Below are 25,790 nucleotides of genomic sequence, written 5' to 3' on the forward strand. Positions count from 1 at the left end.
GTGTCTCCCCCGGGGCTCAGGCGTAGAGCGGGTTGATCTTGTTGACGTCGATGCCGTATTTGGCAATCGCCTCGGCCACGCGCTCGATCGGCACCGCGCCGTCATCGGCCAGCGCCTTCAGCGCGGCCACGACGATGTAGTGGCGGTTGATCTCGAAGTGCTGGCGCAGCTTGGAGCGGAAGTCACTGCGGCCGAAGCCGTCGGTGCCCAGCACCTTGTAGGAACGGCCCTTGGGGATGAAGGCGCGGATCTGCTCCGCGTAGTTCTTCATGTAGTCGGTGGACGCGATGACCGGGCCCTTGGTGTGGCCGAGCTGCTGCGTGACGAAGGGCACGCAGGCGAGTTCGGTCGGGTGCAGCAGGTTCCAGCGCTCGGCGTTCTGGCCGTCGCGGGCCAGCTCGTTGAAGCTCGGGCAGCTCCACACATTGGCGCCCACGCCCCAGTCCTCCTCCAGCAGCATCTTGGCGACCTGGCTTTCGCGCAGGATGGTGCCCGAGCCCAGCAGGTTGACGCTGATGGGCTTGGACGCATCCGCCTCTTCCAGCAGATACATGCCCTTGAGGATCTGCTCCTCGGTGCCGGCCTTGAGCCCGGGCATCGGGTAGTTCTCGTTCAGCAGGGTGATGTAGTAGAAGACGTTTTCCTGGTCTTCGACCATGCGCTTGAGGCCGCGCTGCATGATGACCGCCACTTCGTGGGCGAAGGTCGGGTCGTAGCTGATGCAGTTGGGGATGGTGCCGGCCAGGATGTGGCTGTGGCCGTCCTCGTGCTGCAGGCCTTCGCCGTTCAGCGTCGTGCGGCCGGATGTGCCGCCCAGCAGGAAGCCACGGGCCTGCATGTCACCCGCCGCCCAGGCCAGGTCGCCGATGCGCTGGAAGCCGAACATCGAGTAGTAGACGTAGAACGGAATCATGACGCGGTTGTTCGTCGAGTACGACGTCGCCGCGGCGATCCAGCTGGCCATGCCGCCCGCTTCGTTGATGCCTTCCTGCAGGATCTGCCCGGCCTTGTCCTCGCGGTAGTACATGACCTGGTCCTTGTCGACCGGCGTGTACAGCTGACCCTTGGGGTTGTAGATGCCGATCTGGCGGAACAGGCCTTCCATGCCGAAGGTGCGGGCCTCGTCGACGAGGATGGGCACGACGCGCGGGCCGATTTCCTTGTCACGCAGCAGCTGCGTCAGGAAGCGCACATAGGCCTGGGTCGTCGAGATCTCGCGGCCTTCGGCGGTCGGGTCCAGCACGGCCTGGAAGGTGGCCAGCTCGGGCGCCTTGAACTGCTCGTCGGCCTTGGGGCGGCGGCTGGGCAGATAGCCGCCCAGCGCCTGGCGACGCTCGTGCAGATAGCGCATCTCCGGCGTGTCGTCGGCCGGCTTGTAGTAGGGGATCTTGGCCAGCTCGCTGTCGGGAATGGGGATGTTGAAGCGGTCGCGGATGTACTTGATGTCCTCGTCCGTCAGCTTCTTGGTCTGGTGGACGGTGTTCTTGCCTTCGCCGGCCTTGCCCATGCCATAGCCCTTGACGGTCTTGACCAGCAGCACGGTGGGCTGGCCCGTCTTGTTGTTGTGGGCCTTCTCAAACGCGGCGTAGACCTTCTCGGGTTCGTGGCCGCCGCGGCGCAACTCGAAGATCTCCTCGTCGCTCATGTGGGCGACGAGCTTGGCCGTCTCGGGGTATTTGCCGAAGAAGTTCTTGCGGACGAAGGCGCCGTCGTTGGCCTTCATGGCCTGGTAGTCGCCGTCCAGCGTCTCCATCATCAGCTGCTTCAACTTGCCGCTCTTGTCGCGCGCCAGCAGCTCGTCCCAGCCCTTGCCCCAGATCAGCTTGATGACGTTCCAGCCCGCGCCGCGGAACTCGCCTTCCAGCTCCTGGATGATCTTGCCGTTGCCGCGCACCGGACCGTCCAGACGCTGCAGATTGCAGTTGACGACGAAGACGAGGTTGTCGAGGTTCTCGCGCACGGCCAGGCCGATGGCGCCCAGGCTTTCCGGCTCGTCCATCTCGCCGTCGCCCATGAAGGCCCAGACCTTGCGGTTCTCGGTGTTGGCGATGCCGCGGGCGTGCAGATACTTCAGGAAGCGCGCCTGGTAGATCGCCATCAGCGGGCCGAGGCCCATGCTGACGGTCGGGAACTGCCAGAAGTTGGGCATCAGCTTCGGGTGGGGGTAGCTCGACAGGCCCTTGCCGTCGACTTCCTGGCGGAAGTTGTCCAGCTGCTCCTCGCTGAGCCGGCCTTCCAGGTAGGCGCGGGCATAGATGCCGGGCGCGCTGTGGCCCTGGATGTAGAGGCAGTCGCCGCCGTGGTCTTCGCTGGCGGCATGCCAGAAGTGGTTGAAGCCGGCACCGAACATGCTGGCCACCGACGCGAAGGAGCCGATGTGGCCACCCAGGTCGCCGCCATCGGCGGGGTGCAGGCGGTTGGCCCGCACCACCATGGCCATCGCGTTCCAGCGCATATAGGCGCGCAGGCGCTTCTCGATCTGGATGTTGCCGGGGCAACGGGCTTCGGCGTCAGACTCGATGGTGTTGACGTAGCCCGTCGTGGCCGAGAACGGCAGATCGATGCTGTGGTGGCGGGCGTGCTCCAGCATCTCCTCGATCAGGAAGTGCGCGCGTTCGGCACCTTCGCGATCGATGACGGCCGAGAGGGCATCCAGCCACTCACGGGTTTCCTGCGGGTCTTGGTCGTTCGCGGCGGCGCCGAGAAACTCTTGCGGCTGGGCTGACATGGCCGTGTCTCCTGGTAAATCCGCCTCTGGCGGGCGGAAGTGGCTGTTCTAACAGGTGCAAAGCGCAGGCGCTGGCCCGCGAGCGGCGGCAGTGTCTCACAAGCCCAGTCAATTCCCAAATGGTGCGAATCGATTTCTTAATATGAAATATTCGACTTCCGTCCGACCCGGATAATTTGCCGATGTCCGCCGATTCCCCTGCTCCCGAGATCCGCTCCCGCGGCCAACGCATGCTGGCGCCGCTGCGCCGCCTGGTCGCGACCTGGTGGTTCCGGCAATCGCCGTCGCGCCAGGACCGCCTGGCCACGCTGGGGCCGCTGATCTCGGTGCTGCTCTTCCTGGCGGCCATCATTTCGGCCTTCTGGTACCTGCGCAACGAAGAAATCGAGCGCGAGACCGAGTCCGTCAAGCGCGACACCGAGATCGCCCAGCAGCAGATCCGCCTGCGCCTGATCGAGAACCAGGAGCAGCTGGTGCGCATCGCGCGAGAGGTCGTCACGCGGCAGATCGACGCCCACGAGTTCTCCGCCCAGGCCCAGGCCTTCGCCCGCGAGCGGCCCGAGCTGACGCATGTGACCTGGCTCAGCGCCAAGCGCGAGCGCCGCAGCAGCGTGGGCGCCGCCGGCTTCCAGGCCGACGGCCTGATGTCGGCCGACGGTGACGATCCGTCCATGCCCATGGTCAACCAGTCCAACGCGGCGGCCATCGCCTTCGAGGCCGCCAAGGAAAGGCGCCAGCCGGTCTACTCGCCGCCCTTCTCCGACGCCAACGGCGTCACCGTCTTCCAGCTGCACATCCCGCTGATCGACCGCGGCGGCTTTGCCGGCGTGCTGATCGCCGAATACACCGTCGAGTCGCTGCTGCGCTATTACGTGCCCAGCGAGGTCGCCACCCGCCACAGCATCGCCGTGCTGGATGCGCGCGACCAGATCGTCAGCAGCACCGTCACGCCCATGCCGGGCCAGGTGCTGCGCCGCGCCTCCCTGCTGCACGACGTGCCGCTGGCGCCGGCCCTGAACGGCCTGGTGCTGCGCGGCCAGGGCTGGCGCACCTCCATCGGCCTCATCAACAACGCGCTGTTCTGGCTGGTGCTGGCCCTGGCCGGCATGACAGTCTGGATGCTGCTGGGCACCTGGCGCCATATGCGCCGGCGCACCCAGATCCAGAACGCGCTGACGCTGGAGACCAATTTCCGCCGTGCCATGGAGAACTCCATGCTGACCGGCATGCGCGCCATGGACATGGACACGCGCATCACCTATGTGAACCCGGCGTTCTGCGCGATGACGGGCTTCTCGGAAGCCGACCTCATCGGCCGCACGCCGCCCTACCCCTTCTGGCCCGCCGACCGGCGCGAGGAAAACGCCCGCCTGCTGCAGCAGGAGCTGCAGGGCCGCAGCCCCTCGGGTGGCGTCGAAGTGAAGATCCAGCGCAAGGACGCCAGCCAGTTCGACGCCCGCGTCTATGTGTCGCCGCTGGTGGACACCAAGGGCAAGCAGACCGGCTGGATGACCTCGATGACCAACATCACCGAGGCCAAGCGGGTGCGCGACCAGCTCTCGGCCTCGCACGAGCGCTTCACCACCGTGCTGGAAGGCCTGGACGCGGCGGTGTCGGTGCTGTCCGTGCAGCCACCGGAGCTGCTGTTCGCCAACCGCAGCTACCGCCTCTGGTTCGGTGCCGACCCGGCCGGCCACGCGCTGCTGGCCGGTGGCCATCTGCTGGGCACGACCAGCCGCCGCGGTGGCCTGGACGATAGCGTCGACGAGGTCGACGACTACTCCGGCCTGCCCGCCGAGGCGCTGACCGAGACCGGCTCCGACCCGCGCGAGGTCTATGTCGAGTCCCTGGCCATGTGGTTCGACGTGCGCGCCCGCTATCTGCAGTGGACCGACGGCCGCCTGGCGCAGATGCTGATCGCCACCGACATCACCATGCGCCGCCACGCCGAGGCCCAGGCCGCCCTGCAGGCCGACAAGGCCCAGGTCACGAGCCGGCTGATGACCATGGGCGAGATGGCCTCCAGCGTCGCCCACGAGCTGAACCAGCCGCTGACCGCCATCACCAATTACTGCAACGGCATGGTCAGCCGCGTGCGCAACGACAGCATCGACAAGGATGCGCTGATGGCCGCGCTGACCAAGACGGCCAAGCAGGCCGAACGCGCCGGCCAGATCATTCACCGCATCCGCAACTTCGTGAAGCGCAGCGAGCCGCAGCGCCAGCCCGCCAACGCGGCGGACATCGTCGAGGACGCGGTGGAACTGGCCGGCATCGAGCTGCGCCGCCGCAACGTGGCCATCCACACCTATGTGGCCCAGCGCCTGCCGCAGCTGATGGTGGACCCCATCCTGATCGAGCAGGTGCTGATGAACCTGCTGAAGAACGCCGCCGAGGCCATCGACAACGCCTCCCTGCCGACCTCGCGCCGCCACATCGAGCTGCGCGTCATCCCCAAGCACAGCGCCGAGCTGGGCGGCCAGATCGAGTTCTCCGTCACCGACATGGGGCCGGGTTTGCCCGATGAAGTGCTGGCCCGCATGTATGAGGCGTTTTTCTCGACAAAAGCCGACGGATTGGGCATCGGATTAGGGTTATGCCGGTCTATCGTCGAGTCCCACCAGGGCCGGATAAAAGCCGAGAACCTCTACAATGGCTCCTTGGTCGTCGGCTGCCGATTTGCATTCACGATTCCGGTCACCATCACCTCAGAACTCCTGCGTCAGGAAGCCTCCCAGGGCATTCTCGGCAGCGCTCAGAGAACAGAACCCACAGCACCATGAGCTTGATCCCTAAGAAGGGCAACGTCTACGTTGTCGATGACGACGAAGCGGTCCGCGACTCCCTGCAGTGGCTTCTCGAAGGCAAGGACTACCGAGTCAAGTGTTTTGACTCGGCCGAATCCTTCCTGGCCCGCTACGACCCTCGCGAGGTCGCCTGCCTGATTGCCGACATCCGCATGGATGGCATGACCGGCCTGGAACTCCAGGACCGCCTCATCGAGCGCAAGAGCCCCCTGCCCATCGTCTTCATCACCGGCCACGGCGACGTGCCGATGGCCGTGCAGACGATGAAGAAGGGCGCGATGGACTTCATCGAGAAGCCCTTCAAGGAAGAAGAGCTGCTGGCCCTGGTGGAGCGCATGCTCGACCAGGCCCGCGATGCCTTCTCCAGCCACCAGGAAGCCGCCAGCCGCGACGCCCTGCTGGCCCGCCTGACGACGCGCGAAGCGCAAGTGCTGGAGCGCATCGTCGCCGGCCGCCTGAACAAGCAGATCGCCGACGACCTCGGCATCAGCATCAAGACGGTCGAGGCGCACCGCGCCAACATCATGGAAAAGCTCAACGCCAACACGGTGGCGGACCTGCTCAAGATTGCCTTGGGCGCGACCGCCAAGGCCTGATCCCCGACTCCCTTTCAAAGGCCGCTGCACTCCAGCGGCCTTTTGCATTTCCAGCATTGCAGAAAGCAGCCTTGTCATGACCGCCCAACTGATCGACGGCCTCGCCCTCTCCAAGCAACTGCGCGGCGAAGCCGCTTCTCGCGCCGCCGCTCTGACCGCCCAGGGCCACCAACCCGGCCTCGCCGTCGTGCTGGTGGGCGACAACCCGGCCAGCCAGGTCTATGTGCGCAACAAGGTCAAGGCCTGCGAGGAAGCGGGCATCCATTCGCGGCTCGAAAAGTACGACGCCACGATGACCGAAGCCGAGCTGCTGGCCCGTGTCGACGCGCTGAACAACGACCCCAGCATCCACGGCATCCTGGTCCAGCTGCCCCTGCCCAAGCACATCGACGACCACAAGGTCATCGAGTCCATCTCGCCGGCCAAGGACGTGGACGGCTTCCACGTCGCCAGCGCCGGCGCATTGATGGTCGGCGAGCCCGGCTTCAAGGCCTGCACGCCCTATGGCTGCATGAAGATGCTGGAGAGCATCGGCATGAAGGACTTGCGCGGCAAGCACGCCGTCGTCATCGGCCGCAGCAACATCGTCGGCAAGCCCATGGCCATGATGCTGCTGGCTGCCAACGCCACGGTCACCATCTGCCACAGCGGCACGGCCAATCTGGGCGAGATGACCCGCCAGGCCGACGTCATCGTCGCTGCCGTGGGCAAGCGCAATGTGCTGACGGCCGATATGGTCAAGCCGGGCGCCGTCGTCATCGACGTGGGCATGAACCGCAACGACGAGGGCAAGCTCTGCGGCGACGTGGACTTCGACGGCGTCAAGGACGTGGCGGGTTGGATCACTCCGGTTCCCGGCGGCGTGGGTCCTATGACCATTGCCATGTTGCTCGTCAACACGCTTGAATCCGCCGAACGCAGCCTCAAGTCGAACTGATATGACGAATCCCCTGCTCTCCACCGCCGCCCTGCCCGACTTCGCGGCCATCCAGCCCGAGCATGTGCAGCCCGCCATCGAGCAGTTGCTCGCTGCGGCCCAGGTGGCGCTCGACGAAGCCACCAAGCCCGAGACGCCGGCCGACTACGACGTCCTCTCGCGCATCCTCGACACCAGCACCGAGCACCTGGGCGCCGCCTGGGGTGCCGTGGGCCACCTGAACGCCGTGGCCGACACGCCCGCGCTGCGCGAGGCCTACAACGCCATGCTGCCGGCCGTGACCGAGTTCAGCACCGCCATGGGCGCCAACGAGGCGCTGTTTGCCAAGTACAAGGCCGTGGTCGCCGCTCAAGGCGCCAGCTTGAGCGCCCCACGCCAGCAGGTGCTCAAGCACGCCATCCGCAACTTCGTGCTGTCCGGCGCCGAGCTGCAGGGTGCGGCCCGCGAGCGCTACGCCGCCATCCAGGAGCGCAGTGCCGAGCTGCAGCAGCAGTTCAGCGAGCATGTGCTGGATGCCACCGACGGCTGGAGCTATATCGCCACGGCCGAAGAGCTGGCCGGCGTGCCTCAGGACGTGCTGGACGCCACCCGCCTCGACGACGGCGGCCACAAGCTGAGCCTGCATTTCCCGGTCTATCTGCCCGTCATGCAGTACGCCGACAACCGCGAGCTGCGCGAGAAGCTGTACCGCGCCTATGTGACCCGCGCCAGCGAGTCGGGCAAGCCCGAGTGGGACAACACCGCCGCCATGCGCGAGATCGTCGCGCTGCGCCAGGAAGAGGCCCAGCTGCTCGGCTACAAGAGCTTCGCCGAGGTGTCGCTGGCGCCCAAGATGGCCTCGACGCCGGATGAGGTGAAGACCTTCCTGCGCGACCTCGCCAAGCGCGCACGCCCCTTCGCCGAGAAGGATCTGGCCGAGTTGCGTGACTTCGCCAAGGGCGCTCCGCTGGAATCCTGGGACGTCTCCTACTGGAGCGAGAAACTCAAGGAAGCCCGCTACGCCTTCAGCGACCAGACGGTGAAGCAGTACTTCACGGCGACGAAAGTCGTCCCCGGCCTGTTCTCCATCATCGAGCGCCTGTTCGACGTGTCCATCAGCGAGGCCAAGGCCTCGGTCTGGCACGAGACCGTCAAGTTCTACGAGATGCGCCGTGGCGGCCAGTTGATCGCCCAGTTCTACCTCGACCTCTATGCACGCACCGGCAAGCGCCCGGGTGCCTGGATGGACGAGGTGCGCAGCCGCTGGCTCAAGCCTACAGGTGAACAGCAGACGCCGGTCGCGCTGCTGACCTGCAACTTCGCGTCGCCCGTCGGCGACAAGCCCGCGCTGCTGACGCACGACGACGTCATCACCCTCTTCCACGAGTTCGGCCACGGCCTGCACCACATGCTGACGCAGGTCAACGACCTCGGCGTGTCCGGCATCTCCGGCGTCGAATGGGATGCCGTCGAACTGCCCAGCCAGTTCATGGAGAACTTCTGCTGGGAATGGGCCGTGCTGCAGCAGTTGAGCGGCCATGTCGACAGTGGTGAGCCGCTGCCGCGCGAACTCTTCGACAAGATGACGGCCGCCAAGAACTTCCAGAGCGGCCTGATGACGCTGCGCCAGATCGAGTTCGCGCTGTTCGACATGCGCATCCACGGCGAGCCCGGCTCGGACATCGCCGGGGTGCTCGCCGAGGTGCGCGCCGAAGTGGCCGTGCTGATCCCGCCCGCCTTCAACCGCTTCCAGCACAGCTTCTCCCACGTCTTCGCGGGCGGCTATGCGGCCGGCTACTACAGCTACAAATGGGCCGAACTGCTGAGCGCCGACGCCTGGAGCGCCTTCGAGGAGGAAGGCGTGTTCAACGCCGCCACCGGCAAGCGCTTTCTGAACGAAGTGCTGGAACAAGGCGGCGCGCGCGATGCCATCGACAACTTCAAGGCCTTCCGCGGCCGCGAGCCCAAGATCGACGCGCTGCTGCGTCATCAAGGCATGAGCTGAGAACAACGCGAAAAAAGTCGCACGCTCGCGTGGCGGCGATGGGATTCCACCCGCTTGAGGGTGGCTGGGGCCGCGCGCCGCCCGAGACAATTCGAGGCTCAGGGACGACCACTGAACCATGAGCTTTCGAATCCTTCCGGCGCTGTTCGCGCTTCTCTGTGTCACGCCTGCCGCCTTCGCGGCGACCTACCGTTGCGAAGTGGGCGGCAGCGTCGTGCTGACCGACAAGCCCTGCGTCGGCGCCAGCCCCCCGCCGATGGGCTCCATCGGGCCGGCCCGCACGACATCGGCGTCCTACCAGCCGCGCACGCCCACGATGGAGCAGGCGCCCGAACACCACCGCTACCTCAGCCAGCGCTGCGCCGAAATCAGCGATGCCATCCGCACCGCGCCCTCGCGCGGCGTCGGCTACGCCACGGTCAACGACCTGCGCCGCGAGTACGAGCAGAAGTGCAGCGAGGACGACCAGTACGCCCGCCGCCAGGCCAGCGACGCCCGGCGCAAGGAGCGTGAAGGCCAGCAGGCCGTGCGCAACGAGGCCGAGCGCGCGCGCCAGGATGCCGATCGCTTGCGCGAGAAGTGCGTCGCGATTCGCGATTCGCTGCGCAACCGCCGCGTCGAGAACGAGACCGAGCGCCTCAACAAGGCCGCTGCCGAAGAGGCCTACAACGCCAGCTGCCTCGGCAAGTGAGCCCGCCGCGGCTCCGGGCATGAACTGATGCCCGTCGGCCCCTGGTCGTCGAGACTGCGGGCATGCGACTTCACTCTCTCTTTGCCGCCGCCCTGCTCTCGCTTGGCGGCGGCGCCGTTTGCGCCCAGGCTCTTCTCGTCCACAACGCCCGCGGCCTGACCCTGGATGAGCAGGGCCGCGTCATCCGCTTCGACGCGATGCAGATCGGCGCTGATGGCCGCGTGGTGGCGATCGGCAAGCTCAACGAGCTGCCTAGCGGCGACGGTGCGCGCCTGGATGCCGGCGGCCGCGTGCTGATGCCCGGACTCATCGATGCCCACGGCCATGTGCTGGCACTGGGCGCCGCGCGGCGCAGCCTGCAGTTGCGCGCCACGGCCGATCTCGGCGCCGCGCTTGCCGCCGTCCGGGCTCATGCCGAGGCCCGCCCCGAGGCCGCCTGGATCACCGGCGGCGGCTGGAACCAGGCCGCGTGGAAGCTGGGCCGCTTTCCGACCGCCGCCGAATTGGAGACGGCCGAAAGCCAACGCCCCGTTTTCCTCTCCCGCGTCGACGGCCACGCCGGCTGGGCCAACAGCCGCGCACTGCAACTGGCCGGCATCACGCGCGACACGCCCGACCCGGCCGGTGGCCGTATTGAGCGCGATGCCCACGGCGAGGCCACCGGCGTGCTCGTCGATGCCGCCATGGGCCTGGTCGAGCGCCAGGTGCCGGCCGAGGACGCAACCGAACTTGCAGCCAACCTTGAAAGCGCCGAACGCGAGCTGCTGTCGCTGGGCATCACCAGCACCCATGACGCCGGCGTCTCCGCTGCCGCCGATCAACTGCTGCGCCAGCGCGCCTCTGCCGGCCAGCTCAGGCTCCGCATCTACGGCATGGCCCGCGGCAGTGACGAGGCCTTCATGACGCGGCTGCGCGCCAGTGGCCCGCTGCTGGACCTGGGCGACGGCCATTACGCCTTGCGTGCCGTGAAGCTGTTTGCCGACGGCGCACTCGGTAGCCGCGGTGCCGCCCTGCTCGCGCCCTACAACGACGCGCCCCAGACGCGCGGCCTGCTGTTCCGCGCCGACGCCGAGCTGCTGGCGCAGATGCGCGCTGCGGCCAAGGCGGGCTTCCAGGTCAACGTCCACGCCATCGGCGACGCGGCCAACCGCCAGGTGCTGGCCGGCTTCGAGGCGCTGGCCAAGGAGATGGGCGCGCGCAGCACGCAGATGCGCCACCGCATCGAGCACGCCCAGGTCATTGCGCCGGCCGACATCCCGCGCCTCGCCAAGGGCCAGGTCATCGCCTCCATCCAGCCCACGCATGCGACGTCCGACATGAACATGGCCGAGGACCGCGTCGGTGCGCAGCGCATCCAGGGCGCCTATGCCTGGCAGCGCCTGCTCAAGAGCGGCGCCCGCCTGGCCTGCGGCTCGGACTTTCCGGTCGAGGAGCCCAGCGCATGGGCGGGCCTGTATGCCGCCGTCACGCGCGAGGACGCCGCCGGCAAGCCCATCGGCGGCTGGTACCGCCAGCAGGCGCTCAACCCGGTGCAGGCCCTGGACTGCTTCACGCGCGGCGCCGCCTTCGCCGCCCATGCGGAGAAGGACCTCGGCTCGCTGACGCCCGGCCACCGTGCCGACTTCATCCTGGTCGACCGCGATCCGCTGACCTCGTCGCCCGCGGCGCTGCTGAAGACCCGCGTGTGGCAGACCTGGGTCGGCGGCAAGCTCGTCTTCACTCGGGAGCCTTGACCATGCGCTACATCGCCCTCTGGCGCGGCATCAACGTCGGCAAGGCCAAGCGCCTGGCGATGGCCGACCTCAAGGTCCTGCTCACCGAACTGGGTGCGACGAATGTCTCGACGCTGCTGAACAGCGGCAATGCGGTCTTCGACTGCAAGAAGAAGCTCGGCGCCGACAAGATCCGCGCCGCGGTGCTCGACAAGCTCGGCGTCGATGCCGCCGTCATCCTGAAGACGGCCACCGAGTGGGCCGCCATCGCTGCGGAGCACGGCATTGACGGAGCCGACGACCACAGCCGCCTGCTCGTTGCGATGACGCAGGATGCCGCCGCGCTGCAAACCGTGGCCGATATCGCCGGTGACAGCGGCGAGCAATTCGTCGTGACGGCCGACGCGGCTTATCTGTGGTGCGGCAACGGCATCCTCGAGAGCAAGGCCGCCGTCGCACTGCTGAAGAAGCTGGGCGAGCGCGGCACGACGCGCAACTGGGCGACCGTCCAGAAGCTGAACGCGCTCGCCCAGGCCTGACGCTCAGTCTGCGCCGTCCAGCGTGTGCACCCGCATGCCGACGCGCTCGCGCGCGGGCTCCTTCCAGGGGGCCTTGGCCAGCATGCGCCGGCCATCCTTGAGGCCGGTGCTCCAGCGGGCGCGCAGGCGTGCGTCGCTGAAGTCGATGTCGCGCCAGGAGTCCTCGCCCTCCAGGGAGCGCATGACGAGATGCACGATGTCGATGCGCGAGTCGCAGCCCAGCGCCAGTAGCTCCTTCACGGCCGGCTCGGCGGCGGTCCTGGCGTCGACCTTGCGGCCGACGAGGCGCAGCGCGCGGCGCAGGTTCTGCAGGCGCTCATGGTCGCCCAAATGCTCGAAGATGCGGCTGGCGTACTGGATGTCCTTGTAGCGCGCCAGCACCTGCGCCATGGTCTGCGGCGCGGCCTCGCTGGCGTCCCACAGGTCGACCATGAAGCACAGCGTGTCGCGGCGCTCGCTGTCGTCCAGCACGACGTCCAGCGGCGTGTTGGAGTAGATGCCCCCGTCCCAATAGGCCTGCTTGCCGATCTGCACCGGCGCGAAACCGGGCGGCAGCGCGCCACTGGCCATCACATGCTCGGGGCCGATGCGAGTCTTGCCGTCGCGGTTGTCGAACAGGGCCAGCGCGCCGCTGCGCACATCGACGGCGCACAGCGTCAGCCGCGTCTCGGCTCTGGCAATGCGCTCGAAATCCACCAGCTCGCGCAGCGTCGCGGCCAACGGCGCGGTGTCGTAGAAACCCAGTTCGGTCAGCGGCGCGCGGCGGCTCATGTCCCAGGACTGGGGGCCGCGCGGCTTGAAGAAACCGGGCACGCCGCTGGTCAGCGTCTGCCAGGTCTGCAGGCCCTGTTGCCAGAGCGCCATGAAGGGATTGGGCGGCAGGTGTGCGGACAGGGCCGGCCGCGTCACGCGGTCCCAGAAGCTGCGCATCGCCTTGAGCCGGTCGGCGGGCGCGTTGCCAGCAATCAGCGCGGCATTGATGGCGCCGATGGACGTGCCCACCAGCCAGTCCGGCGGCAGGTTCGCATCCTCCAGCGCCTCGACAAAACCGGCCTGGTAGGCGCCCAGGGCACCGCCGCCCTGGAAGACGTAGACGGTTTGTGATGGACGCTTGGCCATCAGTTCAGCGTCACGCCGTCGTCGCAGGGAATGGCCTTGAACACCGGCAGCGATTCGGTCGCGGCGGCATGGGCGACGAGATGCGGGAAGCTGTTCGCCGTCACGACCTCCGGCAGCAGGAACTGCGTGAAAGTCCAGGCCACGCCGACCGTGATGCCGGCCTGGCGGATGCCCGCTTCGCTCGTGTCCAGCTCGGCCGCGGCGAGTTCCTTGTCCAGCTCACGGTAAGCCGCGTTCAGCTGGCCGGTGACGCGCTCGATCCACGGTTCATGCCGCTTCTCCGCCGGGCGCAGGCCGCGCTCGTAGACGATCTGGGCCGTCTTCTCGCAGGCCGCCAGCGCCAGGCCCGTGAGGCGCAGCTCGCGCAGCAGCACCGCGGGCTCGCGCGATTGCAGGCCGCGGCCGGCCAGCGCTTCGATGTACTCGAGCATCAGCGTCGAATCCATCAGCAGGCTGCCGTCATCACAGATCAGCGTCGGCGCCTTGACGACCGGGTTGATCTGCTGGAAGGCGTCAAAGCCGCGGAACACCGAGATGGCCGCATGCTCGAAGGGCAGGCCGAGCAGCCGCATCGAGATGGCGACGCGGCGCACATAGGGGGAGTCGAGCATGCCGATGAGCTTCATGACGCTTCCTTCTTGTCCAGCCTGGTCGCGCCGCCGTCCAGCTCAAGCAGCAGCTGATCCAGCCGTTCACGGCCATGGCGGCGTTCGACTTCGGCCTGCATCACGCGGTTGTAGGCGTCCGCGTGGGCCTGGATCAGGGGCGTGGCCTCCTTGCCCTTGTTGACCCAGGTGATGCCATAGCGCTGCTTCAACCGCTCGGCCTTGGCGGGCGACACCGCGGCACCGAAGGTCTCCAGCTGCAGCAGGCCGGCCTCGATGTCCGCGCGCGCCTTGGCCTCACCGCGCTCGGCCGCCCCGGCCGGATTGCCGACGCGCAGGTCGACAGCCGCAATCAACTGCTTTTCGGCCTTGGCCTGGCCCTGGGCAACGCGGAACCGATCGAAAAGCCCGTACACAATGAGGGCCGCCAGCAGGCTGCACAAGACGGCCACGATGCGAATCCGCGTGCGGGACCGTTGCCAACCCTTGCCCAGCCGTTCATCGGCCAGGGCGACTGCCAGGGTGGGTTTCGCTGAATCCATGGGTCTTGTCAGTTGCTTGAAGTGGTTTGGGGCGCCAGCGGCGCGAGCGCGGCTCGCACGCGCGCCTGCCAGTCGCCCTGCTCGGCCGGGCTCCAGTCCGGCCAGCGCGGGGATTCGGCGTCGAGTTCGTCCGCCAATTTTCGCAAGTCGTCCAGACCGGTCACGGCAGCCGCCAAGCTCAGGCTGGCAAGCCACTCCTGGACCTGGCGCATGCGCGGGTAGGCCGCGAACAGCCAGCGCGCCACCTCGGGCCGCTCGCGCCAGTCCGTGCTGCCAAAGCGCTCCAGGGCGAGAGCCGTCAGCCGCTGACCGGCACCCAGGCAATCGAAGGCGACGCAGCCTTCGAAACCACGCGGGATCAGCGCGTCATGGATGCCGCAGCGGTGGTCGGCGCAGAGATGGTGACAGGGTGTCTCGGCCGCCTTGTCGAAACCGAAGCCCTGTTCGGCATCGAAGGGCGGGATCACGCAGCACAGCGCCACGCAGGCCGAACAATCGGCCTTCAGGTGGGCGGGCAGCTGTACTGATGCAGTGGTCACCCCGCATTGTCCGACACACCCACCATCCAGCCGACGCCGAAGCGGTCATTGACCATGCCGAACAGCGGCGCCCAGAAGGTCTTGCCCAGCGGCACGCTGATCTGGCCGCCCACGGCCAGCGCCGCAAAGGCCTCGCGGGCAGAGTCGGCATCGGGGCAGTCCAGCGACAGCGAGAAGCCCTTGAAGGCCGTGTTGCCGTCGCACATGCCGTCGGACATCATGACCAGGGCCCCGCCGATATGCACCGAGGCGTGCATGATCTTCTGCTCCGAACCCGGCGGCAGCATGCCGGGCGGCGGCGGCTCGGGGCTTTCGGAGTTGCGCATCATGAACTCCACCGTGGCGCCCAGCGCCTTCTTGTAGAACTCGATGGCTTCTTCGCAGCGGCCGTTGAAGAAGAGATAGGGGTCGATCTTCATCGCGATCTCCTGTGGCGGTAGGTCAGGCAACTTTAGGGATTCTTGAAGTCACCAGCGGTCGAAATGATGAAACTGTCCGCCTTGATGTGTTTGCGCCAGGCCGCGTTGGCCTGCTCGACGCTGACGGCGGCCAGTGCCTCGTCGCGCTTCTGTGCCGCCGCCCAGGTTTCGCCGCGCTCGGCCAGGCTGCTCAGGCCGCCGACCAGGGCGCCGGGGTCGGCGCGGCCCTGCTTGCGGCCTTCCAGGATGTCCTTCTTGGCCCGCGCCAGCTCGGCCGCCGTGACGCCCTCCCTGGCCATGCGCGCCACCTCTTCCTGCACGACGGCGATGACACGCTCGCGCCTGTCCGGCGCATAACTGGCCTGGATGGCGAAGCTGCCGGCATTGCCCCAGTAGCTGGCGCTCAAGGACGCGCCGATGCCGTAGGTCAGGCCCTCCTTCTGGCGCACGCGCTCCGACAGGCGGCTCTCCAGCCCGCCACCGCCGAAGATGTGCACCGCCAGATCCAGTGCCGGGTAGTCCGGGTCCTCGGCGTTCAGTGGCAGCGTCTCGTGGAAACGCACGATGGCATTAGCCTTGTCGCGGGCGATGGCATCGAAGCGCGCCGGCGGCACCACCAGGTGCTGGGGAATGTGGCGCACGAACTTCGGCGCCGCGGGCTTCTTCCAATCGCCGAAGAGCTTGTCGATCTCGGCGCCCAGCCCCTCGGGCAGGGCCCCGACGGCACTCACCTGAGCCTCGTTGAAGCTCCAGTAGTCGGCGTAGAAGCGCTTGACCTCGTCCAGCGTCGTCGCCTTCAGGTTGGCGACGCGCTCGTCCACGCCCATCACATAGTCGGGGTGGCCCAGGCCGACGCCACGGGCCTTGTTGTAGTGGCCGCGCGTGGCCTCCTGGCGCAGCACGCCGGGCTCCTGGCGCGAGGCCTCGATGCCGGCGAGGGCCGACTTGATGTCGCGATCGAAGGCGTCCTGCGGGAACAGCGGTTTGCGCAGCGCGTCGGCCGCCACGCGCAGGGCCGGCAGCAGGGTGTCGCGCTCGGCGCTGATGAAGATGGTGGCGCCCTGGTCGTAGCTGGTCACGTTCAGGCTGGCGCGCAGCTTGATCAGCGCGTCCTGCAACTGCTGCTTGGTATAGCCCGCGCTGCCCTCGTCCATCAGCGAGGCCACGATGCCGGTGCCGTTGCGCGCGAAGGTCGCGTCGCGTTCGCCCCAGCGCAATTGCATCTGCAGCACCACCGTGTTGCCGCGCGTCTGCTTCTGCAGCGTGTGCAGGGCGATGCCGCTGGGCAGCGTCGCGCGCTTCATGCGCGACTCCAGCACCGCCGGCACCGGCTCGAGCTGCTCGCCCTCCTCCACCTTGGGCGGGCCCTGGAGCGAGGCCAGGCGCTGCTCCAGCACCGGCGCGGCGGGGATCTCGACGCGCTCGACGGCGGCCGCCGGCAGGTAGCGGCCCAGCGTGCGGTTGGCCGGCTTGAAGTAGGCAGCTCGCACACGCTCCACGTCGGCCAGCGTGACCTTGGGAATGTCCTCCATCAGCTGGAACAGCAGCCGCCAGTCGCCGGCGGCGATCAGCCCGGAGATCTGCTGGATCAGCGCCTCGGGGTTCTTCATCTGCTGGCGGTAGCTGTTGACGGCGATATCGCGCACGCGCACGAGCTCGCTCTCGTCGAAGGGCTTGGCGCTGCGGCCCTCGGCGAGGTCCAGCAGCAGGGTCTCGATCTTGTCGACGTCGGCCCCCGGCGGCAGGGCCGCATAGGCGCCGACGGTGCCGGGCTCCGCGCCCCCCGCGCCGCCGATGCCGGCCGCCACCGCCAGCTTGGGCTCGACCAGCTGCTTGTAGAGCTGCCCGCTGGGCTGCAGRCTCATCAGGAGGCCGTAGACGAYCAGGGCCGGCGTGTCCGGGTGGGTAATGGCCGGCACGTGATAGGCCGCGAGAAGAATCGGCTGGCCGCCGACGCGGCGCACCACCACCGTGCGCTCGCCGTCCTGGGCCGGCTCGACCGTGTAGGGCTGCGGCACGGGTGTGGCGGGCTTGGCCACGGCGCCGAAGTGCCTGGCGATCAGGGCCAGCGTCGCGGCCTTGTCGAACTGGCCGGCGATCAGCAGCGTCGCGTTGTCGGGCCGGTAGTAGCGCTTGTAGAAGGCCTGCAGCTTCTCGATGGGCACGTTCTCGATGTCGCTCTTGGGGCCGATGGTGGCGTGGCCATAGGGGTGCCAGGCAAACGCCGCCGCGTTGACGCGCTGGTTCAGCACGGCGAAGGGCTGGTTCTCGCCACGCTCGAACTCGTTGCGCACCACCGTCATCTCGGTGTCGAGGTCGACCTTGGCGACACGGCTGTTCACCATGCGGTCGGCTTCCAGGTCGAGCAGGAAGGCCAGCGTGTCGGCATTCGCGTTGAAGCTCGCGAAGTAGTTGGTGCGGTCCACCGTCGTCGTGCCATTGAAGCGCACGCCGCGCTGGGCCATGGCGCCGGGGATGTCCTTCTGGCGCTGCGTGCCCTTGAACAGCATGTGCTCCAGCAGATGGGCCATGCCGTACTCGCCGGGCGCCTCGTGACGGCTGCCGACGCGGTAGGTGATGTTGACCGTCGTGGTCGTCTGCGTCGCGTCCAGGAAGAGCAGCAGCTGCAGGCCGTTGGGCAGGCGGTATTCCTCGATGCCGCCGAGCTCGCGCACGCGCTCGGGCAGTGCGACGACCTCCGCAGTCAGCGCCAGGGCGCGCGGCAGCGCCACCTTGGGCTTGGGCGCCGCGACCGGCTGGGCCTGCGCCACGCCCAGCACCAGGCTCGCCAGGCTCAGCACGGCGACGCCCAACCCCAGCGGCATCCACCCTTGCAGCTTCATCGTCATCTTGTCTCTCTCCAGGCAGCCGCATCTTCGGCTTGCCGGGGATTCTGCGTGCTTTTCCCCAGGCAGCCGTTCGTCAGATGCCAACGCTGGACACAGGCGCCGGACAACGCGCATGCTGGGCACCCTGCCCCCCAGCGAAGGACAGAGCGCCATGGACACCTCCCCCTACCATGAAGGCATGCGTTCCCTGCAGGACGCCCGCGACACGCGCGGCATCGCCGACCGGCTCGCCCAGGTCACGCTGCGCAGCGCCTTCACCGACGACGACAGCGCCTTCATCCAGGCCTGCACGATGTTCTTCGTCGCCAGCGCCGATGCTGAAGGACGGCCGGACTGCTCGTACAAGGGCGGCCTGCCCGGCTTCGTGCGCGTACTGGACGGCCAGACGCTGGCCTTTCCCGACTACGACGGCAACGGCATGTACCGCTCCTGGGGCAATGTCGCCGTCAACCCGCAGGTCGGCCTGCTGTTCATCGACTTCGAGAAGCCGCGCCGGCTGCGCGTCAACGGCAGCGCGCGCATCAGCGCCGACGACGCGCTGATGGCGCAGTTCCCCGGCGCCGTCTTCATCGTGCGCGTGACGGCCGACGCCATCTTCCCCAACTGCCCGCGCTACATCCACAAGATGGCGTTGGTGGAAGCTTCGGTCTACGCGCCGCACGAGGGCCACACGCCACCGGTGCCGGCCTGGAAGGGTTTCGACGTGTTCCGCGACGCGCTGCCGGCACGCGATCGCCAGGGCTGAGCCTCAGAGTCGGGCCAGCAGCGCCGTCACCGCATCCACGCTGGCCGGCTTGGTCAGGTGCTCATCGAAGCCGGCGGCACGCGAGCGCTTCTTGTCTTCCTCCGAGCCCCAGCCGGTCAGGGCCACCAGCAGCGTGGACGCAAAGCGCGCGTCCTGGCGCAGCCGGGTCGCGAACTCGTGACCGTCCATGCCCGGCATGCCGACGTCGCAGAACACGGCCTGCGGCAGGAAGCTGGCCGCCTTTTGCAGCGCGGCCTGGCCACCGTTCTCGACCTCGACCTCATGGCCCGACAGGGACAGCAGCATGGCCAGCGACTGTGCTGCGTCGTCGTTGTCGTCGACGACGAGGATGCGCGCCGGCGCGGCCGACTCCGGTTCGGGGACCTGCAGCGGCGCTGGCGCGGATTCCTCGGCCGCCAGGGGCAGCTCGATGGTGAAGGTGCTGCCCCGGCCCAGCCCGGCACTCGCCGCGCTGACACGGCCACCGTGCAGCGAGACCAGGCTCCTGACCAGGGCCAGGCCTATGCCCAGCCCGCCCTGGGCGCGCTCCAGCGAGCGGTTCACCTGGGCAAACATGTCGAACACCCGACCGATCATGTCCTCGGGCAGGCCCACGCCGCTGTCGCGCACGGTCAGCACGGCCTCGGTGCCAGCGCGGGTCAGCGTGACCCAGATGCGGCCGCCGTCCGGCGTGTACTTGGCGGCGTTGTTCAGCAGATTGCTCAGCGACTGCGCCAGCCGCGTCAGGTCGCCGTCCACGCAGAGCTCCTCGTCCGGCAGCGTCACGCTGAGCCGATGGCTGCCGCGCTCGATCAGCGGCTGGCAGGACTCCAGCGCCATCTCGACGACCCGCCGCATGTCCAGCGGCTCACGCTGCAGGACGAGCTTGCCCGTCGAGATGCGCGACACCTCGAGCAGGTCGTCGATGAGGCGCAACAGCTGGCTCATCTGCCGGTCCATCATCTCCGTGAGGCCCTTGTACTGGCCCTCGTCCCGCGGTGGGTTGGCGCCCAGCAGCTGCAGGCCGGTGCGGATGGGCGCCAGCGGGTTGCGCAACTCGTGCGCCAGCGTGGCCAGGAACTCGTCCTTGCGCTGGTCGGCCTGGCGCAGCGAGCGGTCGGCGCGCATCAGCGAATCGATCTGGTCGCGGATCTGGTATTGCCAGCGCCGCCCGCGCAGGGCCGTGCGCACCGCGCTGACCATCACGCGCGTCGACGTCGGCCGGTCCAGCACGGTGAGGTTGCGCAGCCGCGCCTCGCGCAGCCCGGGTGCCTCCAGTCCGTGGCGGCACAAGGCCAGCACGGGCAGGTTGGACCACGCCGGCTGGCGCTCCAGCACGTTCAGCAGCACCACGAAGCCGGCGTCGGCGAAAGCGACGTCGGTGATCATCAGCGCACCGGCGCCCTCACGCATCACCTCCTCGGCGTGCCGCCAGCCCTTGCAGAGGACGGCCTCGATGCGCGCCTCGGCCAGCAGCCGGCTCGTGACGTCGCCGTCACGCGCCGTCGGCGCCAGCACGATGACGCGCTCGCTGTAGGAGCGCTCAGTGTCGTCCGGCTCGATCATCGCCGGCCTCACCCTCGCGATGCACCGGCACCTCGACCGGCACACCCGTCAGCACGCCGCGCAGATGCATCAATGGCGGCCCCAGGTGCACGCCCTTGTCGTCGAACCAGAGCTGACGGATGGTGTCCTCATGCCGGCCGCTGCGCTTCTTGATGACCGAGATGGCCTTGCGCACCGCGCCCTGGTGCTCGTACATGCGGAACAGCACGACGGCATCGGCCAGATAGCTGGTATCGACCGGGTTGCGCATGTTCGAGCCCATCATGCCGGACTGCGTGGCCACGACGAAGGTCGCCACGCCGTGGTTGTTCAGATAGGTCAGCAGCTCATGCAGCTGGACGATCAGCGCACGCTCCTCGGGCATGGCGTTCAGATAGCCGTTCAAGCTGTCGATGACGACGACGCTGGCGCCATCCCTTTCAACGGACTCGCGCACGACGTTGGTGAACTGGCTGGGCAGCACCTCGGCGGCGTCGATCTGGCGCACCTTCAGCCTGCCCGGGCCGACGCCCTCCTCGACCGCCAGCCCCAAGCTGGCCAGGCGGTCCAGCAGCAGCGTTCGCCCCTCCTCGAAGGTGAAGATGGCGGCATGGCCGCCGCGCTTGGTGGCCATGACGGCATATTGCGCGGCGATCGTGGACTTGCCCGAACCCGCCGGGCCGACGAGCAGCGTCGCCGTGCCGCGGTCGGTGCCGCCGCCGAGCAACTGGTCCAGCGCCGCAATGCCGCTGGGCACGACGTCGCGCGGGTAGGCCGCGCCATGCTGGCTGGGCGTCATGCGCGGAAATACGTGCAGGCCACCGCGCCGGATGACCAGGTCCTGCTGGCCGCTGATGAAGTCGCTGCCACGGAACTTGGTGATGCACAGCTGACGCAGCGCCGGCCCGTAGGCGGGCACGCTGCGCTCCAGCGCGATGACGCCGTGGGCGATGCTGTGCAACTGGGTATCGATGCCGTCGCTGGAGCGGTCGTCCAGAAACAGCACGGTGCAGCCGCGCCCGACGAAGAACTGCTTGAGCGCCAGGATCTGGCGCCGGTAGCGCAGCGAAGCCTGGGCCAGCAGGCGCAGCTCCGACAGTGAATCCAGCACCATGCGGCGCGGCTTGCAGCGCTCCACCGCCGCCAGGATGCGCTTGGTCGTCTCGTTGAGCTCCACTTCCGACGGGTGGTACATCGTCAGTTCGGACTCGCCGAGCAGTTCGCCCTCGTCGACGACCAGTTCGACGATCTCGATGCCGTCCAGCGACCAGCCGTGCGACGCCGCGCCGGCACGCAACTCGGCGGCCGTTTCGCCCAGCGTCACATACAGCGTCGACTCGCCCTCGCGCACGCCCTGCATCAGGTACTGCAGGGCCAGCGTCGTCTTGCCGGCACCCGGCGCGCCATCGATCAGATAGAGCCGCCCGGCGATCAGCCCACCATGCAGGACTTCATCCAGGCCTGGCACACCACTCGCCGAACGGTCTAGGCCGGTGGTCATCAGGTTCTCCCATCTCGAAGAAGGACGGCGGCAACCACTGGCCGGGTGCCGCTTGGAAACGAGTGTATGTCGCTGTAATCGCCGGCGTATGTAACGGTCACGCCGTCATGAGATGACTCGCGGTGGCGACGCCGCTCAGGTCAAAAAGGGTTCGATGCGCTCGACCGCGCCTGCCTCCGGCATCGCGCGACGCCGCGGCCTGCGGCCTGCCCAGCGTGGATCAGTTCACCAGCGCGAAGGTGACATAGCCGTCACCCTCCTCGGCCAGGTGCTTGATGCCCGACGTGCCGGCACTGATCGCAACGAACCTGAGCTGGCGTTGCGTTTCCCTGGCGTGCTTCGCAAGCTCCAACGCCGCGGTCATCCTGTCACTGGCATGGGGCGCCAGATCGTTGTACTGCAGTTCGAGATTCGCTCCGGCGGTCATGAGCGACTTGAGAAAGGCAGGTTGGAGGGTGTTGTTGTGCAAGGGATGTCTCCGTGGATTCAGGGCCGCATGGTCACGCATAGATTTCGCAGCGTCCAGTGCTGAGCGCGGCGGGCCATGCCTCGCTCACCCGTGGCCGGTGTCCCGACCAGACCAGGACGCAGCTCCGAATCTTTCCCCAGGTCGTTCTTCATGCCGCCAGCGGCACGGTCATGCTCGTCATTGGCGCGATCAGGGGCTACTCGCCGGCACTTTCGCCTTCACAAGCCGCTCGGGCTGGCGTATCTGCTCGGCGGAAGCGGGTCAGGCCGCATGTCTTGCTGCCTTGAACGCAAACGGCCCGTCACCCAGCATCGCCTGCAGCACAAGCATGGCGGTCCACACAGCAGGCAGTTCGGCGCCCGCACCAACAAACCAGAAGCCCTTGCGCACGGCCCAGAAATGTGTGGCGCCGAGCATCATGGGCACTGCGTACAAACTCACCCATCGGGTGAGCACGCCAGGGATCAGCAACAACGCACCGGCGATCTCCGCCGAGAGCACATACACGGGCACGAACGAAGGGTATCCATTGGCCGCGAAGTTTGACCACCATTGGGCGAGGCCGCCGGGGAAGACAGCGAACTTCCAATACAAATGGGCGATGAAAAGCAGGCCCAGCACCGATCTCAGCAGCAGCGGCGCGTAGATGGGGCCGGGGCGCGCAGTCATGCAGGGATGAGGCCGATCAAGGACTCTCCTTGAACGGCGCTGACCCGAGAGACTTGCATGGTCAATGACCGCCCCAGACACCCGTCGCCCTTACCGTCGCCACGGCGCGCTCCTGATCGCCTCCGTCGCCTGCGCCTCCGGCAGTGCCTTCGCAAACAGCCAGCCCTGCCCCACCTGCACGCCAAGCTGCTCCAGCAGCGCGGCCTGCTTCTCGTCTTCGACGCCCTCGGCCAGCGTCTGCTTGCCCAGCGCCAAAGCCAGGCCGACGATGGTGCGGACGATCTCCTGGGCCTCGCGGCCGGCGGCCAGGCGGATGACGAAGCTGCGGTCGACCTTCAGCGTGTCGAAGGGGAAGCGGTGCAGATAGGCCAGCGACGAGTAGCCGGTGCCGAAGTCGTCGATGCTGAGCTTGAAGCCCATGCGCGCCAGCTCCTGCAACACCTCGGCGCTGCGCTGCGGGTTGGCCATCGCCATGCTCTCGGTGACCTCGAGCTTGAGACGGTGGGTGGGCACATCGCCCAGGGCCGCCAGCGTCGCGCGGGCATCGGCCAGCAGCTCGAGGTCGCGCTCCAGCTGCACGCCCGACAGGTTGACGGCCACCTCGCCGCTGAAGCCCAGGGGCTGCCAGCGCCGCAGCTGCGCGGCGGCCTCCAGCAAAGCCCAGCGGCCGATGGCGCAGATCTGGCCGCTGGCTTCGGCAACGGGAATGAAGTCGCCCGGCATGATGAGGCCGCGCTCGGGGTGCTTCCAGCGGATCAGCGCCTCAAAGCCCAGCAGGGCGCGGTCGCCGAGGCGAACGAAGGGCTGGTAGTGCAGCTCGAACTGCGTACCGCTGGCCAGGGCCGCGTCGATGGCGTCGCGCAGCCAGCGGCGCGATTGCTCGACGAGTTGCTCGGCGGGGTCGAATTCATGCGTCTGGCCAGGGCCGCCGGCCTTGGCGCGGGCGAGTGCACCTTCGGCCGCGGCCATCAGCTCGTCGGCCGAGGCCGGGCCGTGGCGGCGCTGGGCCCAGGCAATGCCGGCCGTCAGTTGCAGCATGGGCGTGGCGACGTTGAAGGGCGACTGCAGCAGGCCCTGCACGCCACGAGACAGTTCGGCCGCGCTGTCGCCGCCGGCGAGCAGCAGCGCGAACTGATCAGGGCCCATGCGGGCAACCAGATGACGCGCGCCGAAGGCCGCCTTCAGCCGCGCGCCCAGCTCGGTCAGCACCGAATCGCCCGCCACCGGGCCATGGTTCTCGTTCAGCGCGCGAAAGCCGTCCAGGCCCAGCAGCAGCAGGCCGGTCTCGGGGGCGGGCACGCCGGCCAGCAATTGCATCAGCTGCTCGCGGAACAGCACGCGGTTGGCCAGGCCGGTGAGGCGGTCGTGCAGTGCGTCGAAGCTGATCTGGCGCTGCAGGCGCTGGCTCTCGGAAATGTCGGTCAGCGAGCCGGCCATGCGCACCGGCTCGGTACCCTCGCGCACGGCCAGGCCACGCGCCAGCAGCCAGCGCTCCTGGCCACCCTGGTTGAAATGCAGCACGTGATGGAACTGCAGGCTCTGCCCATCAAGGTGGGCCTGCAGCTCCGCCTCGAAGGCGTTGCGCACGGTGGGGTCCAGCGGCTGGGTCCAGGCCTGGATGGCATGGCCTGCCTCGGCCTCGGACAGGCTCATCAAGGCCAGCCAGCGCGGCGAGTAATAGACCTCGCCCGTCGCCAGATCCCAGTCCCACAGGCCGTCGTTGGCGCCCTGGGCAGCCAGGGCATAGCGCTGCTCGCTGGCCGCGAGGCGCCGGGCCGCGTCGCGGCGCTCACCCTGCTCGATGCCGGCACGCAGCACGCTGCCACCCAGCGTGGCCACCGCCAGCGCCAGCAGCGGCGGCGCCAGCGCGAAGACAAAGTAGCGGCTCTCGAAGGCCCATTGCACGCTGGCCAGCAGGATCAGCGTGATCAGCACGATGGCCGCCAGGGCCACGCCCAGCGAGCGGCGCGCCAGCATGGCGATGGCGACGAAGGGCAGCAGCAGCACGGCCGCCAGTTCGGCGGCGCCGCCCCAGGGCGGGCGCACGAGGCTGCGGCCGGTCAACAGGTTGTCGGTGACGGTAGCGATGCGCTCCATGCCGGGCAGGCGGGCGTCGAACGGGGTGGGCACGTGGTCGCCCGCCGCGAGGGCAGACACGCCGAGCACGACCACGCGGCCCCGCAGCTGCGCCGGGTCCACGCGGCCGGCCAGCAGGTCAGCGAAACCGATGTTGTCGAAACTGCCCGTCGCCCCGTAGTAGTTCACGCCCAGGCGCGACAACTCGTCCAGGCGCGACTGCACGGCGTTGCCGACGCTGAACTCGGCGCCGAAGCGGGCCCGCGCCTGCTTCCAGTCGGCACCGCGCGCGAAGGCGGCCAGGCGCAGCGGCAGGGAGGGATAGACCTCGCCGTTCAGGCGCAGCAGCGGCAGGTCGCGGCGCAGGCTGCCGTCGGCTTCGGGGCGCACGCTGATGTGGCCCAGGGCCACGGCCGCTTCGGCCAGGCCGGCCTCGGGCGCCACCAGGCGGTGCGGGCGGTAATAGCTCTCGCTGCGGGCCAGGGCCGCTTCGTCGTCATAACGCAGCAGGGCCTGGGCCAGCACGGGCGCGGGCGGCGCACCGTTGTCGACCTTGCCGTCGTCGGGCAGGGAGAAGGGAATCAGCGTGCAGGCGCAGGCTTTCATCGCGCTGGCCAGCGCGGCGCTGCCCTCGGGCGTGCCACCACCGGGCAGCAGCAGGATGTCCAGGGCCACGGCGCGGGCGCCACCGGCGTGCAGGGCCTGCACGGCGCGGGCG

20 protein-coding genes are annotated in these 25,790 nt (G+C 68.3%); 8 read left to right on the forward strand and 12 right to left on the reverse strand.

Features of this window, described 5'->3' with window-relative positions; genetic code table 11:
- Window positions 1–16: 16 nt before the first annotated feature.
- Window positions 17–2,728 (reverse strand): pyruvate dehydrogenase (acetyl-transferring), homodimeric type, encoded by a 2,712-nt coding sequence (gene aceE / locus AC1DW3_RS17030; protein ID WP_477933004.1) that lies wholly within the window; start codon window positions 2,726–2,728, stop codon window positions 17–19.
- Between the two features lie 182 nt (window positions 2,729–2,910).
- Here aceE and AC1DW3_RS17035 point away from each other — a divergent pair, with 182 nt between their 5' ends.
- The 7 genes from AC1DW3_RS17035 (at window position 2,911) to AC1DW3_RS17065 (ending at window position 11,994) form a co-directional block, all read left to right on the forward strand.
- On the forward strand, window positions 2,911–5,511 hold the full coding sequence (locus AC1DW3_RS17035; RefSeq protein ID WP_477933006.1) for a PAS domain S-box protein: 2,601 nt from the start codon (window positions 2,911–2,913) through the stop codon (window positions 5,509–5,511).
- Window positions 5,508–6,131 (forward strand): response regulator transcription factor, encoded by a 624-nt coding sequence (locus tag AC1DW3_RS17040; protein WP_088483486.1) that lies wholly within the window; start codon window positions 5,508–5,510, stop codon window positions 6,129–6,131. Before AC1DW3_RS17035 ends, AC1DW3_RS17040 begins: the two co-directional genes overlap by 4 nt.
- Before the next feature lie 76 nt (window positions 6,132–6,207).
- Entirely contained in the window at window positions 6,208–7,068 is an 861-nt protein-coding gene (gene folD, locus AC1DW3_RS17045) for a bifunctional methylenetetrahydrofolate dehydrogenase/methenyltetrahydrofolate cyclohydrolase FolD (RefSeq protein WP_477933008.1), read from the forward strand.
- Between the two features lies 1 nt (window position 7,069).
- Window positions 7,070–9,052 (forward strand): M3 family metallopeptidase, encoded by a 1,983-nt coding sequence (locus AC1DW3_RS17050; RefSeq protein WP_477933010.1) that lies wholly within the window; start codon window positions 7,070–7,072, stop codon window positions 9,050–9,052.
- 118 nt (window positions 9,053–9,170) lie between these two features.
- Window positions 9,171–9,743: a BAR domain-containing protein gene (locus tag AC1DW3_RS17055; RefSeq protein ID WP_477933012.1), complete on the forward strand. Its 573-nt coding sequence runs from the start codon at window positions 9,171–9,173 to the stop codon at window positions 9,741–9,743.
- A 62-nt stretch (window positions 9,744–9,805) separates the two neighbouring features.
- Window positions 9,806–11,476, forward strand: coding sequence for an amidohydrolase (locus tag AC1DW3_RS17060; RefSeq protein ID WP_477933014.1), 1,671 nt, complete (start codon window positions 9,806–9,808; stop codon window positions 11,474–11,476).
- A 2-nt stretch (window positions 11,477–11,478) separates the two neighbouring features.
- The gene (locus AC1DW3_RS17065; protein ID WP_477933016.1) at window positions 11,479–11,994 is read left to right on the forward strand and encodes a DUF1697 domain-containing protein; all 516 of its coding nucleotides are present in this window, start codon (window positions 11,479–11,481) and stop codon (window positions 11,992–11,994) included.
- Between the two features lie 3 nt (window positions 11,995–11,997).
- On the opposite strand, the gene AC1DW3_RS17070 is transcribed toward AC1DW3_RS17065, so the two are convergent.
- From AC1DW3_RS17070 to AC1DW3_RS17095, 6 genes are read right to left on the reverse strand one after another with little or no spacing between them, the layout of a single operon-like run.
- The gene (locus AC1DW3_RS17070) at window positions 11,998–13,113 is read right to left on the reverse strand and encodes a patatin-like phospholipase family protein (RefSeq protein ID WP_477933018.1); all 1,116 of its coding nucleotides are present in this window, start codon (window positions 13,111–13,113) and stop codon (window positions 11,998–12,000) included.
- Window positions 13,113–13,739: a glutathione S-transferase gene (locus AC1DW3_RS17075; protein WP_477933020.1), complete on the reverse strand. Its 627-nt coding sequence runs from the start codon at window positions 13,737–13,739 to the stop codon at window positions 13,113–13,115. The genes AC1DW3_RS17070 and AC1DW3_RS17075 overlap by 1 nt, the downstream gene beginning before the upstream one ends.
- Window positions 13,736–14,260: a hypothetical protein gene (locus AC1DW3_RS17080; protein WP_477933022.1), complete on the reverse strand. Its 525-nt coding sequence runs from the start codon at window positions 14,258–14,260 to the stop codon at window positions 13,736–13,738. Before AC1DW3_RS17080 ends, AC1DW3_RS17075 begins: the two co-directional genes overlap by 4 nt.
- Window positions 14,261–14,268: 8 nt before the next feature.
- Entirely contained in the window at window positions 14,269–14,799 is a 531-nt protein-coding gene (locus tag AC1DW3_RS17085; protein ID WP_477933024.1) for a hypothetical protein, read from the reverse strand.
- Entirely contained in the window at window positions 14,796–15,218 is a 423-nt protein-coding gene (locus AC1DW3_RS17090; RefSeq protein WP_477933026.1) for a VOC family protein, read from the reverse strand. Before AC1DW3_RS17090 ends, AC1DW3_RS17085 begins: the two co-directional genes overlap by 4 nt.
- 32 nt (window positions 15,219–15,250) lie before the next feature.
- On the reverse strand, window positions 15,251–18,067 hold the full coding sequence (locus AC1DW3_RS17095; protein WP_477933028.1) for a M16 family metallopeptidase: 2,817 nt from the start codon (window positions 18,065–18,067) through the stop codon (window positions 15,251–15,253).
- Between the two features lie 151 nt (window positions 18,068–18,218).
- On the opposite strand from AC1DW3_RS17095, the gene AC1DW3_RS17100 reads away from it, so the two are divergent.
- Complete coding sequence (locus AC1DW3_RS17100) at window positions 18,219–18,812, forward strand: pyridoxamine 5'-phosphate oxidase family protein (RefSeq protein WP_477933030.1); 594 nt, start codon at window positions 18,219–18,221, stop codon at window positions 18,810–18,812.
- A gap of 3 nt (window positions 18,813–18,815) precedes the next feature.
- Here AC1DW3_RS17100 and AC1DW3_RS17105 read toward each other — a convergent pair whose 3' ends face one another.
- The 5 genes from AC1DW3_RS17105 to AC1DW3_RS17125 form a co-directional block, all read right to left on the reverse strand.
- Window positions 18,816–20,378: a hybrid sensor histidine kinase/response regulator gene (locus tag AC1DW3_RS17105; protein ID WP_477933032.1), complete on the reverse strand. Its 1,563-nt coding sequence runs from the start codon at window positions 20,376–20,378 to the stop codon at window positions 18,816–18,818.
- On the reverse strand, window positions 20,356–21,858 hold the full coding sequence (locus AC1DW3_RS17110; protein WP_477933034.1) for a DUF7125 family protein: 1,503 nt from the start codon (window positions 21,856–21,858) through the stop codon (window positions 20,356–20,358). The genes AC1DW3_RS17105 and AC1DW3_RS17110 overlap by 23 nt, the downstream gene beginning before the upstream one ends.
- A 220-nt stretch (window positions 21,859–22,078) precedes the next feature.
- On the reverse strand, window positions 22,079–22,327 hold the full coding sequence (locus tag AC1DW3_RS17115; RefSeq protein ID WP_477933036.1) for a hypothetical protein: 249 nt from the start codon (window positions 22,325–22,327) through the stop codon (window positions 22,079–22,081).
- 261 nt (window positions 22,328–22,588) lie between these two features.
- Entirely contained in the window at window positions 22,589–22,996 is a 408-nt protein-coding gene (locus AC1DW3_RS17120) for a DoxX family protein (protein WP_477933038.1), read from the reverse strand.
- 90 nt (window positions 22,997–23,086) lie between these two features.
- On the reverse strand, window positions 23,087–25,790 hold a 2,704-nt coding region (locus AC1DW3_RS17125), incomplete at its 5' end, for an EAL domain-containing protein (protein ID WP_477933040.1).

It is taken from the genome of Roseateles sp. P2_H4 (assembly GCF_056403315.1).